At 52.4% G+C, this 12,023-nt stretch carries 9 protein-coding genes; 4 read left to right on the top strand and 5 right to left on the bottom strand.

The genetic code is table 11. From position 1 onward, the window contains the following. Positions 1-141 precede the first annotated feature (141 nt). Positions 142-1,722, top strand: a complete 1,581-nt coding sequence (locus tag AC2FNV_RS07840; protein WP_170605461.1) for an FMN-binding glutamate synthase family protein — start codon at positions 142-144, stop codon at positions 1,720-1,722. Between the two features lie 21 nt (positions 1,723-1,743). On the opposite strand, the gene AC2FNV_RS07845 is transcribed toward AC2FNV_RS07840, so the two are convergent. Genes AC2FNV_RS07845 through AC2FNV_RS07860 form a run of 4 tightly spaced genes read right to left on the bottom strand, consistent with a single transcriptional unit; the run spans position 1,744 to position 5,660 of the window. Continuing rightward, positions 1,744-2,400 (bottom strand): ABC-type transport auxiliary lipoprotein family protein, encoded by a 657-nt coding sequence (locus AC2FNV_RS07845; RefSeq protein WP_254442526.1) that lies wholly within the window; start codon positions 2,398-2,400, stop codon positions 1,744-1,746. Next, the gene (locus tag AC2FNV_RS07850) at positions 2,397-3,713 is read right to left on the bottom strand and encodes an MlaD family protein (RefSeq protein WP_170605459.1); all 1,317 of its coding nucleotides are present in this window, start codon (positions 3,711-3,713) and stop codon (positions 2,397-2,399) included. The genes AC2FNV_RS07845 and AC2FNV_RS07850 overlap by 4 nt, the downstream gene beginning before the upstream one ends. Before the next feature lie 5 nt (positions 3,714-3,718). Continuing rightward, the gene (locus AC2FNV_RS07855) at positions 3,719-4,534 is read right to left on the bottom strand and encodes an ABC transporter ATP-binding protein (RefSeq protein ID WP_170605457.1); all 816 of its coding nucleotides are present in this window, start codon (positions 4,532-4,534) and stop codon (positions 3,719-3,721) included. 1 nt (position 4,535) lies between these two features. Next, complete coding sequence (locus tag AC2FNV_RS07860; protein ID WP_170479818.1) at positions 4,536-5,660, bottom strand: MlaE family lipid ABC transporter permease subunit; 1,125 nt, start codon at positions 5,658-5,660, stop codon at positions 4,536-4,538. Positions 5,661-5,897: 237 nt separating this feature from the next. On the opposite strand from AC2FNV_RS07860, the gene AC2FNV_RS07865 reads away from it, so the two are divergent. After that, a complete protein-coding gene (locus AC2FNV_RS07865; RefSeq protein ID WP_437436817.1) occupies positions 5,898-7,793 on the top strand; it encodes a PAS-domain containing protein in 1,896 nt (631 codons plus the stop codon). Next, positions 7,793-8,494 (top strand): response regulator transcription factor, encoded by a 702-nt coding sequence (locus tag AC2FNV_RS07870; RefSeq protein WP_170479816.1) that lies wholly within the window; start codon positions 7,793-7,795, stop codon positions 8,492-8,494. Before AC2FNV_RS07865 ends, AC2FNV_RS07870 begins: the two co-directional genes overlap by 1 nt. A gap of 18 nt (positions 8,495-8,512) precedes the next feature. On the opposite strand, the gene AC2FNV_RS07875 is transcribed toward AC2FNV_RS07870, so the two are convergent. Continuing rightward, entirely contained in the window at positions 8,513-9,769 is a 1,257-nt protein-coding gene (locus tag AC2FNV_RS07875) for a beta-barrel domain-containing protein (RefSeq protein WP_254442525.1), read from the bottom strand. A gap of 199 nt (positions 9,770-9,968) precedes the next feature. Between AC2FNV_RS07875 and AC2FNV_RS07880 the strand changes: the two genes are divergently transcribed. Further along, on the top strand, positions 9,969-12,014 hold the full coding sequence (locus AC2FNV_RS07880; RefSeq protein ID WP_170610579.1) for a dockerin type I domain-containing protein: 2,046 nt from the start codon (positions 9,969-9,971) through the stop codon (positions 12,012-12,014). The last annotated feature ends 9 nt before the right edge of the window (positions 12,015-12,023 follow it).

Below are 12,023 nucleotides of genomic sequence, written 5' to 3' on the forward strand. Positions count from 1 at the left end.
TTTCGTCAAGATTGGCTTACGCGATGGACAAGGACTTGCAATTAAAAGGCAATCTGTTCCACGTTTGGGTACAACTATGGGATCCGTAAATCCGATATTTCCAGGCCTCGCCCGGACAGGCGAAAGCGAAGGAGACCAGGAATGATTGTCCGCAAGATTTACTACGTACTAACTTATATCGTACTGCCCTTGACAGTATTGGTGGGGTATTTCTGGCCACCAGCATATTGGCTGCTAATTATTCTGATCCCGTACGCGGTGATCGGCCTTTATGATATGCTGACTACTAAGCACAATGTGCTGAATAATTATCCGGTTCTCGGTCATTTCCGTTACATGTTAGAGTTTGTAAGCCCTGAAATCCGGCAGTATTTCGTTGAAACGAATGAAAGCGGGCGGCCATTCAACAGGATCATTCGTAGTTTGGTTTACTCCCGCGCCAAAGGGCAGGTCGATACCCAGGCATTCGGCACCCAATACGACATTATGACTGTCGGGTATCATCGTGCTGATCACTCATTGGCTCCTAAACATGTCGCTGAAAGCGAAGAGAGGGTAACCTTGGGAGGCCCACAATGCGACAAACCATATAGCGCATCTCGGTTGAACGTGTCCGCCATGAGCTTTGGCGCGCTCAGCGCTAATGCGATCCGCGCCCTCAATGGTGGGGCCAAGGACGGTGGGTTCGCGCACAATACTGGCGAAGGCGGATTGTCACCTCATCATCTCGCCGAAGGTGGTGATATCATTTGGCAAATTGGAACTGGCTATTTCGGCTGTCGGACGGCTGAAGGTGATTTCGATAAGGACAAGTTTGCAGAAAAAGCGCAGAAAGAAGTTGTAAAAGCTATAGAAATCAAACTTTCTCAAGGTGCTAAACCTTCGCATGGGGGTGTTTTGCCGGCCGCCAAAGTTGACGAAGAAATAGCCAATATTCGCGGCGTCCCTGTCCATCAGGATGTGATCTCGCCGCCTATCCATTCAGCCTTTAAAGGACCGACTGGGTTGATGGAATTCGTACAGCATCTGCGGGAAATGTCAGGTGGCAAACCAGTTGGTTTCAAGCTGTGTATCGGTAAAAAATCGGAATTTATGGCAATCTGCAAAGCCATACTGGAAACAGGTATTCTTCCTGATTTCATCACCGTTGATGGGGCTGAAGGCGGTACTGGCGCTGCTCCAGTAGAGTTTACCAACCGGCTGGGCGTTCCGCTGAATGAGGCGTTGATTTTCGTGAATAATTGCCTGCGCGGGATAGGTGTGCGGGACAAAATCCGCGTGATTTGTTCCGGTAAAGTGGCAACCGGCTTTGACATGGTTGAGAAATGCGCACTTGGGGCAGACATGTGCAACGCCGCGCGGACCATGATGTTTGCGATTGGCTGCATTCAGGCGCTGCACTGTAACACAAATCGCTGTCCGTCCGGAGTTGCTACGCAGGATCCGGTGCGGGGGAGGGCGGTCAACGTTCCGCAGAAGCGCCAGCGCGTGCGTCGTTATCATGACGCAACGCTTGAGAGCTTTCGCGAGATACTGGGCGCAATGGGTAAGGCGACGGTTTCCGAACTTCGACCTTCTGACATTCGTCGCCGTATGGCCGATGAAGGTGAGCAGTCGTATGCTGAGATGTACGAATTTCTTGATGACGGAGCACTTTTGAACAAGAAATTACCGCCGAGTTTCGCGTCGGATTGGAACGCTGCGACGGCAGCGCACTTTTAGGTTCTCAAACAATTTGGCGCCCTAATTGGGTAAATTTCTAGGATTGTTGACACTGTGATTGTGGATTCTACGAATGCTCCATTCTACCGCGTCACGCATGGTGTCGCCTAACGCTTCGTCGTAGGCGACAATCAAATCCGAAGTTTGATCAGATTTGGCCAGGACGTTTTCCTCGAAAGATGAAGAGGCGATTATTTTGTCGTCATATTCGTCGATGATTTTGATATTGATCCGAACTTTGATCTGAACGGTTTGGCCGTTTGCGGTCTCACTGAGAACGTGCCCCTGAAATTCCCTTAGGTCAGGTGCAATAACATAGTCTGGTCGCAGACCAACTGTGGATCGCCCAACTGCAGCCACCTTGTTTGTGTTCTCGAAACTTTCAATTAGCAAGGACTGAACGATGATCGGGGCTCGATCCGCCCATCTGGCGCGAGGAAGATATTGAACCTGCAATGGGGTGGGCTGAACCGCAATCTGATCTGTATTAACAGCGGCAGTCGCAGTGGGTTCCTGTACGACAATCTGTTTTTGCACACGCGGCAGCGTTGATGAGAAAGTGCTTTTAGGTGTTAGCAAATACAGATCGTTTGGCTTTGAAGCTTGACGCAGAGTGCCCAGACCCGCACACCCCGACAGAAAGGCCAAGATGGCTATCATAAAAAATGGCCGGATCATTGGCGAAACTCCGATGCTTGCGTGCCTAACAGAAAACGGGCCGGGTCGCGTTCAACCCTGTCGACCAATCGGTCGAGGCTGACGACCAGACGTTGCGACTCTTCGACAAATCGGACGAATTGCGGCAGTCCGACTCGTAGAAAATCTGAAACTTGCCTACGATTGTCTTGCACAATGCCGTCCACGGTTCCCAACAATTCGGAAGCAGATTTAGATGCACTTAAAACGTCATCTGAAATCTGATCGATCTTGGCAGTGACATTTGAAACAGTGTCAGCAACCTGCTTTGCTGCGTTGCTGACGTCAGCGGCAACAGGTGCAATATCGGTATCCAATACCTGGTTAGCTGAATCGAAAGCCTTTTCAGCGGAAGATAACGTGTCCTCAGCGCTGTCCATCGCCGAGTTTATCGATTCAAGTGTGGAATTGGCGTTGTTAACCGTCTCCGTGAACACACCAAGCGCATAGCTGCCTTCATCAGACAAGGCCGACAACCTGTCGGCGAGTTGTGACCCTTTTTCGATGAAAGGCCGAACATCCTGTTGGATCACCTGATCGGCGTTGGCGATCGTAGTGTTCGCTGTATCCAGCGCTGATTTTGCAGAGTCCGACGCCTCTTTGATACTGGTGAGCGTTTCTGTGCCGGTCTTTAAGGTCGATTCCGCTGTGGCAACTAAAGGGTCGAGCTTTTTCGTGAATTCTCCGATATCGCTCGCAGCGTTTCCAAGGTCGCTGGAAAGGGATTCAAAATCGGCCAAAGTTTTGTCCAATTTGCCCGATGCATCGGCCAAGTTTCCAAGGATATCCGAAACGGCCTTGCGGTTTTCATCATCAACCACTTTGTTCAGGTCCTCAAGCAATGTAAGTGCTTTGTTAAGAACTTGGGGCGCCCCTTCCAGCAATGATTGAATCGGGCTTCGTTCGCTGGGTATCACGCTGTTTTGCGGAAGGCGTTCAGCATTTACTGAACCGCCCGACAACTCAACATACGCAACACCTGTCACCCCCAAGGATTGCAGTTGCGCAATAGTTTCCTTGGTAACGGGGATGTCAGCATCGACTTCCAGGCGCACACGCACCTTGGACGGATCGTCCTCGTCCAGCTTCAAGGATATGACTTGTCCAACTGGCAATCCATTATAATTGACGCCTCCAGCTGCCGACAACCCAGATACATTATCGAACAGCACGTCATAATAGGCGTATTGCCGCGTGACCTCGAACTTGGCAAGCCACAGGAAAAAGCCGAATGCACCAAGAATTCCTGCCAGTGTAAATGCGCCGATTAGAATATAATTTGCCCGGGTTTCCATTGCCTCTACCTGTCCTGCCCCTTCTGTTGCGCCGCACGCGCCCGGGGACCGGTGAAATATTCCTGGACCCAAGGATGGTCTACCTTGGTCATTTCTTCTATCGGACCTTCAACCAACACGCGTTTTTCCGCAAGCACGGCGATACGGTCACAAATGGCGTAAAGACTGTCGAGGTCATGTGTTACCATAAAAACGGTCAACCCCAACGCCTGCTGCAACTCCCTGATCAGATCATCATATGCGGCGGCACCTATTGGGTCCAATCCGGCGGTAGGTTCATCTAGAAAAACGATCTCCGGGTCCAGAGACAATGCGCGCGCCAGCGCCGCCCGCTTGCGCATCCCCCCCGACAATTCTGATGGAAACTTGCTGCAGCTTAACTGTGGCAGCCCAACAAGGCTGATTTTTAAACCGCCAAGAGCTTGCATCAAACTTTCGCTAATGCCGGTATGTTCGCGTAAAGGCGCCATCACATTCTGTAAAACCGTTAGCGACGAAAACAACGCGCCATCCTGAAAGGCCACGCCCCAGCTTTTCTCGATCCGCTTGCGCTCATCCTCTGGTCCGTTCAGGACGTCGACCCCTAATACTTCAATGCTTCCCGCAGCAGGGCGATTGAGACCCACAATGGTACGCAATAAAACCGACTTCCCCGTGCCCGAGCCACCAACGACACCCAGAACCTCACCCCGCCATACATCCAAGTTCAGGTTTTCATGCACAACCTGTGGGCCAAAGCGGTTGGTTAGGTTGCGTACTTTGATCACTGCCTCTCGCTGCGCGCCAGTCTGGGAGTCTTGCTGCAAGGTCGCACCGTCCATGTCAGATCCCCAGTTCCGAGAAAAAAATTGAAAACAACGCATCAATTGCAATAACCATAAAGATGGACTGAACGACCGAAGCCGTTGTGCGTTGTCCCACGCTTTCAGATGAACCTTTGACCTGCATGGCTTGCCAACATGCTATGACTCCGATCACAAGCGCAAAAAAAGGTGCCTTGATCAATCCGATAGCAAGTTGCCAAACATCGGTGTTTTCCTTCAAACGTGTCAGGAACATGCCTGGGCTAACACCCAAGTCGATCCAACTCATCAAAGCGCCGCCAACCAAACCCGCTATGTCGGCGACGAATCCAAGAATTGGAAGCATAATCAACAACGCAAGTACACGTGGAATTACCAGTACCTCAATGGGGTCCAAACCCAATGTCCGCATGGCGTCAATCTCTTCCTGTACCTTCATTGACCCAATAGATGCGGTAAAAGCAGAACCTGACCGTCCTGCAACAATGATGGCCGTCAGTAATATCCCCAACTCACGGAGGATAGAGATAGAGATCAGTTCAACGACGAAAATTTCAGCGCCGAACTGTTTCAACTGAGTTGCGCCCTGAAAGGCCAGAACGACACCGATCAGAAATCCCATCAGAGAGACGATGGGAAGAGCCTTGAAACCGGTTTGCTCCATCTGCGAAACCAGAGCCGCCCGACGCAGACGCCATGGCATGATCAGCGTCCTTACAAGGCGATGCAGGGTTAGACCCAGGAATCCGACAATCGAAACCGAATCCTTCCAAGCTCCAGCCGTGCGTTCGCCGACTCGTGCGACCGTTTCAACTAATCCCCTGGGCGGGGCCTGTTCGCCTACCGCCTCAGGAATGTTCTTCGACACCGTTTCGATCAGCGAGGCGTGAGCTTCTTGTAGGCCCTCAAGGTGAACTGTTGCTCCGCTGGTATCTATGCGTCGTTCCAAATCGGCCACCAGCCAAGCGCCGCCTGTGTCCATAGACTGAACACCTGACAGGTCGACAATTACATCCTTTCCATCAGGACTAATGGACTTGAATGCGCCTTCGATCTGGTCAAGCGATTGTGTCCTCAGATCGCCCGCAATTCGGATGCAGACGCCCTCGGCGTTCCGATCGGAGGTAACCGTTGGCTTTGTCATGGACTTATGTGATGGGAAAAGCACTAAGGCTGCAATGGGTTTATGCAACCAGATCCAGATTTCATGTTAAAAAATTGCCTCAGCGATACAGTTTAGCCCGCTGTAGCCGTTTGCTGCGGTGCGCCATGTCCCATCCTTCTGAAATTGCTCACTTCAGCCGTATTAGGCACTCGAAACCAGCGACCCTCTTTGACAGCGCCTACAGTGATGCTAGGCAGGTATGCGGGGAGAACAGCATTGAACATTGTCGAACAACGCATCAAGGCTATGACTACAGCAGGCCTGAATTTGATCGGGCAGGCATTGTCTATCTATGACAGCTCGCTGAGACTAGTTCTGTGCAACGCTCGTTTTCAGGAAATGTTCGACCTACCCATTGATCTGGTGCAACCCGGTGCGAGTTTTCACGACACAATACATTTTCTAGCAAGTCGCGGCGAATATGGAAATGTGGAGAAAGTCGACGAGGTGGTCAGACAGAGGGTCGAACAAGCCCTGGCTTTCGAGCCGCATTATATGGAGAGAACCCGGCCAAATGGTCAGGTAATTTCAGTCGAAGGCGCTCCACTACCAACGGGTGGTTGGGTGGCGGTTTATACGGATATTACGCGAACCAAACAGGCCGAAGATCTCTTGCGGGCTAGATCAGAGGAGTTATCAGAACAACTACTTGGTCGGGCAGAGGAATTATCCGCCACCAACCGTAAATTGGCGGCCACAATAACCGCCCTGGAAGAGGCTAAGCGCCAACTAACAGAGATTGAGGCGCGTACGCGTTTGACGACAGAAATGATGCCTGCTCACATTGCGCATTTGGACGCTGACGGCCGATACGATTATTCGAACCGTCGCCTCAGTTCGGTCATGCCGGGCCGCCCGTCTGAGATACTTGGACTGCATATATCCCAAGCTTTGGGGGCGACAGCGTTTCAGCGGGTCGAGCCCCATTTGCAGCGCGCATACGAAGGAAAAACTTCGGTTTTCGAGTTTACCGAAGACCAGGATGCGCGTCGTTTGCGTGTGTCGTTTACTCCGGACGGTGAAGGTGGGGTTTATGTGATGTCCGTGGATATCACCGAAGAAACTCAGGCGCGCGTCGCCCTGCAACAGTCCCGCCGTCGTGCAATGGCTGCCCAGATGACCAGCGGACTAGCACACGACTTTTCCAACCTTTTGACAATCATTCTTGGTATGCAGTCCCGGTTGGACAAAATGGATCTTCCTGCTGAAGCTCGTGAACTTGTGGCAGCAACGCAGACCACGGCCCGACGGGGTGGTCAGTTGCTGAACCGGATTGCGGATATGACGGGCAACCGTACGCCCCACCCCAAAGCCACAGACTTTTGCGGATTGCTTGAAGATCTGCGTGTATTGGCGTCGCCTTCGCTGCCACGGGGGGTAGGGTTGTCAGTTGTAAACACTCTTCCTGATGAGATGATTTTGATGGATTCCGGCATGGTTCAAGACGCGTTGCTGAACCTTGTTTTGAATGCCCGTGACGCTTGTGGTACGTCGGGCCAAATAACTGTCAGCGCTCATACAATTGGAACCATATGGGTGGAAATCACCGTGTCGGACACGGGAACAGGGTTTTCTTCTGAGGCATTGGAAAAGGCGCTGAACCCTTTCTACACCACCAAAGGCGCGGAAGGCTCCGGTTTGGGATTGCCGATGGTGTATGACACGGTCAAGCTGGCGGGCGGCGACTTGAACTTGCGCAACACACCTTCTGGGGCGTCCGTCGTTTTGCGACTGCCCTATAGGCCAGCCCCGTCCGTCCAAGAGGGGTTGGTTTTGCTGGTTGAGGACAATGATGAGCTGCGTAGTCAATTCCGCGAAATGCTTGTGGATCTTGGGTTTGCAGTTATCGAAGCAACATCCGCAGAAGAAGCGAAGGCATTGGTTTCAGACATTGATGACATCGTTTTGGTTCTATCCGATATTAGGCTGGAAGGCACCGGGACTGGTCTGGACTTGATTGACTCGTTAGAACCTGGGTTGCATTGCATTCTAATGACGTCGTTGCCTTATTCCGACCCTTTGCATCGGCAGGCACTTGCTTTGGCACCTGTTTTGCGCAAACCGTTCACGCGGGCGCAGCTTTCCGCGCTTATTCAAACCGAGGCTGCTTGATGTCCCTACCTTTGGTGACCATTTTGGACGACGAGCCTGAGATACGTCGCATCTTAACTAATACTCTGGAAGAAGCCGGGTTTCGTACTCAGAGTTTTGCCCGGGCTCGCGAATTTGAAGCGTCGTTGAACCGAGTGACTCCGGACGTCTGCTTGGTGGATTTGTCTTTACCCGACACAGACGGTCTGGCACTGGTGCATCGCCTTGCGTTGGAACGCGGCGCAGCGGTTATAATCATTTCGGGTCGGGCGCAGGTGCAGGACCGCGTGACCGGGCTTGAGCTTGGGGCGGACGACTATATCACCAAACCATTTGATCCTGCCGAAGTGGTGGCCCGTATCCGCGCTCGTTTGCGATCAACGCGCCCGGCTCTTCAAAGTTCAGATGTTGCAAGTTTCAACGGGTGGGCCGCTCATTTCGATCGTTATGTTCTCGTGGATGATGCTGGGAACGAAACGCAATTCAGCCACGCTGAAGGCGAGGTTTTGCGCCTGTTCCTTGAAAGCCCGAAACGTTTGCTCAGCCGGGCACAGATGCAGGAAACGTTGGGCGGCGTTGTCGGCGACAGTTTTGACAGAGCGATGGATGTGCGAATTTCGCGACTGCGGACAAAACTGGGCGAAGATCCCAAGAATCCTCGCCTCATCAAAACTATTTATGGGGCTGGGTATATCTTTCTGGGTGATGTGGAGTGGCTTTGATAAACAGGTACGTTAATTTCACTCTCGAAAAGCACTCTCTTTGACCTTTAAGACTGGCTGGATCAGATAATCCAGAACGGTTTTCTGCCCTGACAGAATATCCACTTCGGCGATCATTCCCGGGATGATTTCAACAGCTTCGCCGCCCGCGTCAAGTATCGTGCTGGAAGTTCGGATTTCCACTACAAATACCTCTTCCTCACTACGTTCCGAACGAGTGATCGTGTCGGCGCCAATACGAATTATTTCGCCGTCGAGACTACCGTATCGCGAAAAGTCATAGGCGGTGATCTTAACCTTTACCGACTGACCTGCGTGCAAGAATGCTATGTCTTTTGGGCGAACATACGCCTCAACCAGCAAGGAATCGTCCAACGGAACGATTTCTATCAACTCTTCTCCGCTTCTGGCCAAGCCGCCAATTGTTGTACGGTGAACCCTATTGACGATGCCCCTGACGGGGGCGCGAATTTGAGCGCGCGATGCACGATCTTGCAAGGCGGGGAGGGCTTCCTCTTCGGTCAAGGAAACACTCCAGGCTCCTTCGTCGTCCAGAGTCGTGGTTTTAGTGACTTCTCCGATTGTGACCTCGACCGAGGTGGTCCCTTCAGGAGCGGTGTAATTTGTGCTGGTATTGCTAATGGCGCCGCTTTGAAGCCCGGCAAGGTTCAAATCGGGGAGGTCAACAGTTTGGCGGTCGTCATCGTCTCCGCTATTGTCTCCGCTGCCCGCCGAGGAAACTGCGGCAGCTGCGCCAGCAAGACCCAATCCACCAAGAGCGAGGCCAGTGGCTCCAATTCCACCTACTGCGGCGGCTGCGGCCCCGGCTGCGGCAGCTCCGGTGGCCGCAGTACCGGCAGCGGTTGTACCTGCGGCCTCTGCGGCGGCGGCAGCTGCGCCAGCTTCGCCTACAACGGCAAATTGCGCGAATTGTGCAGCGATGTCGTCCGCAATCATGATTGCGCCACTGTCGAGAATTTCCACATCTTCAGCGGAAACGATCAGTGTTCGGCCATCAATCATAGTCAGTTGCACATCACCATTCGACAGGAGCTTGACGCCCTTGACGCCAAGGATGGCAGAAGCGAACTGGAATTCCTCAAGCTGTTCAGAAGTTGCTTGCGCGAGAGCAGGCAGAGCCAGAAGGGTCGAGCCAAGTCCGCCCAACACTCCGCGACCGGCCAAGCGTTTCAGTTTTCCATCAATCCACCCACGAATCTGGCGCGCGCGCGCTGCATCAGTCGGGGTTTCGTTCGATTGAGATCCTTTGGTCATCGTGCCTCTCACATACTTGGCCGTGAACACCTAATAGGTGTCGTTTTGTTTTCATCCGCCTGCTTGCCGTAGCGAAGCAGACAATTCGAGCTAAACTGGAACTTAACTTATTATTTTCACCACATTTTGTTCTTTGTCTTATCTTGGCGTTAGGCATTCCGCGCTTATTGCCAAGGTTGGCAATGTTAGGAGAATGAAGATGATGCTTCGATTTGACAGAATGGTGGCAACGGGGTTCGCAGCGCTCGACTCGGGTATCGGTGACACGTGTTTAAAAATTGTTAACGGCGACACTCATATCTTCAGCTTCACCGGCGTGAATGGTGGCATTGCCTCGTGGAAGTTGGTGGAAGGTGCCGGTCCCTTGGCGGCAGACCAACAACTTTACGATGTGGCAATCAGTCAACAGGTGGGTCGCAGTGCGGTATCAAGAACTTTTGGCGACCAAACTCATCTGATTCTGGACGTCGACAACGCCCTTGGGCTTGTTAGCTACGACTTAAGCGCGAGCGGAACTATTGGCGACCTTCATGAAACCGATGGGCTTACTGGCGGTGGGGACATCTCGGCTGCTGCACAAGTTTCGAGCGAATTGAACGATCTTTTGGTGCTCTCACACTCAGATACTGGTCGACTCGGTACGTATCGCGTCGATGATTTTGGAAACTTGGCGGTTGTGGGAACGGTTTCGGGGCACGCTGACGTGCTGCAGACGCTGCAATCCGGAGCGGACCAATTTGTGATCGCTGCAAATACCACAAGCAGCGAGATCACTACCTACCGGGTGCACCATACGTTTGGTAAATTAGCTAAAATTGAAGCAAATTCCGCATTTGAAACTCTCGGTATCAACGCTCCAACTGCGGTTGAGGTCGTGCAGGCATACGGTAAGTCGTGGGTCGTTGTCGCCAGCGCTGGAAGCAGTTCTTTAAGTGTTATGAAGCTTGGCACTGACGGACGATTGACACCCACGGACCACGTTTTGGATTCGCTGCATACCCGCTTTGAGTCGGTTCAGGATCTGGCCGTTCTTGAGGTTGAAGGGCGTGTTTTTGTAATTGCTGGAGGGGGCGACGACGGTGTCACACTTTTTACAATGACGCAGGATGGTCAGCTGATCTATTTGAACAGTTTCGCGGACACGCTTGCAAGTGGCCTGCAGAACGTCCAAACCCTGAGCGTCGCGCATATCGGACAAGAGCTGCAGATTTTTGCAGCGTCGCAACATGACGCCGGGCTGACGCAACTGAATGTTTCGCTGGCGGGCCTCGGTGTCGTTCAGAAAGGTTCCGGCACACTAACGGGAACTTCTGGTGGTGATATGCTGCGTGGCGGCATCTTTGAAACGGCTCTGAATGGTGGGGCAGGGGACGATATACTGATCACCGGAACCCGTTCCACGACGATGACAGGCGGTTCTGGGGCCGACATCTTTGTTTTACGTCAAGGAAGCGGCCACACGATCATCACGGATTTCGAGGCGGGAACCGACACGTTGGACCTCTCGGACTTCTTTTTGCTGCGGACCCCGTCTCAGCTTGAGTTCACGAGTACGGCACAAGGAGCGCAAATTTGGTATCGAGACGAAGGCGTTGAGATAACTTCGGACGGCAACGGTCCGCTAACCAGCGCCGATATCTTCGGAACAGGTTTCGAAGGGCCAGACCACGTACCAGTCATTATAGAAACTGGACCTGATGCCAATGCCGCACCTGGGGTTCAAGGACGGGTTTCACTGGATTCATCGGCCGCCAATCCTGCTTTGGCAGGTGCTGAGCTTAGGTTCACACCCAATAGTGGATCGACCATTACGGTTCAGGCCAACGCACTTGGAGAGTTTGATCTGGAAATGCCCGACGGTATTTTTTCGGGTGAGTTGGAGATCGTCAAATCCTACGACATCGACAGTTACAAAGTATCCTCTTTGGATGCCTTGCAAATTCTGAGGATCGCAGTTGGGCTCGATCCAACCTTCGGTCCGGCCACGCCCGAGAATTTAATCGCCGCCGATCTAAACCAGGACGGTATCGTTAGCTCAATGGATGCGTTGATCGTTTTGCGGAACGCTGTTGGCCTGCCGACGGAATACCCGGCAAGATGGGTTTTTTTGGACGCAGAAACGGATTTGTCAGCGATTTCCGAGACCAACGTTCGCTATGTTTCTGGCACTCAAGTGACCGTTACCGATGGAGAATTCGCAACAGAAATGACGTCAATTTTGTTGGGTAATATCGAGTTAATTTAACCAAGTCCG

This window comes from Ruegeria sp. BHSA163 (assembly GCF_059613365.1).

Excerpts from the sequence above, each read along its gene's own strand:
- AC2FNV_RS07840 (WP_170605461.1), top strand. The coding sequence starts at position 142 with ATGATTGTCCGCAAGATTTACTACGTACTAACTTATATCGTACTGCCC.
- AC2FNV_RS07845 (WP_254442526.1), bottom strand. The coding sequence starts at position 2,400 with ATGATCCGGCCATTTTTTATGATAGCCATCTTGGCCTTTCTGTCGGGG.
- AC2FNV_RS07850 (WP_170605459.1), bottom strand. The coding sequence starts at position 3,713 with ATGGAAACCCGGGCAAATTATATTCTAATCGGCGCATTTACACTGGCA.
- AC2FNV_RS07855 (WP_170605457.1), bottom strand. The coding sequence starts at position 4,534 with ATGGACGGTGCGACCTTGCAGCAAGACTCCCAGACTGGCGCGCAGCGA.
- AC2FNV_RS07860 (WP_170479818.1), bottom strand. The coding sequence starts at position 5,660 with ATGACAAAGCCAACGGTTACCTCCGATCGGAACGCCGAGGGCGTCTGC.
- AC2FNV_RS07870 (WP_170479816.1), top strand. The coding sequence starts at position 7,793 with ATGTCCCTACCTTTGGTGACCATTTTGGACGACGAGCCTGAGATACGT.
- AC2FNV_RS07875 (WP_254442525.1), bottom strand. The coding sequence starts at position 9,769 with ATGACCAAAGGATCTCAATCGAACGAAACCCCGACTGATGCAGCGCGC.
- AC2FNV_RS07880 (WP_170610579.1), top strand. The coding sequence starts at position 9,969 with ATGATGCTTCGATTTGACAGAATGGTGGCAACGGGGTTCGCAGCGCTC.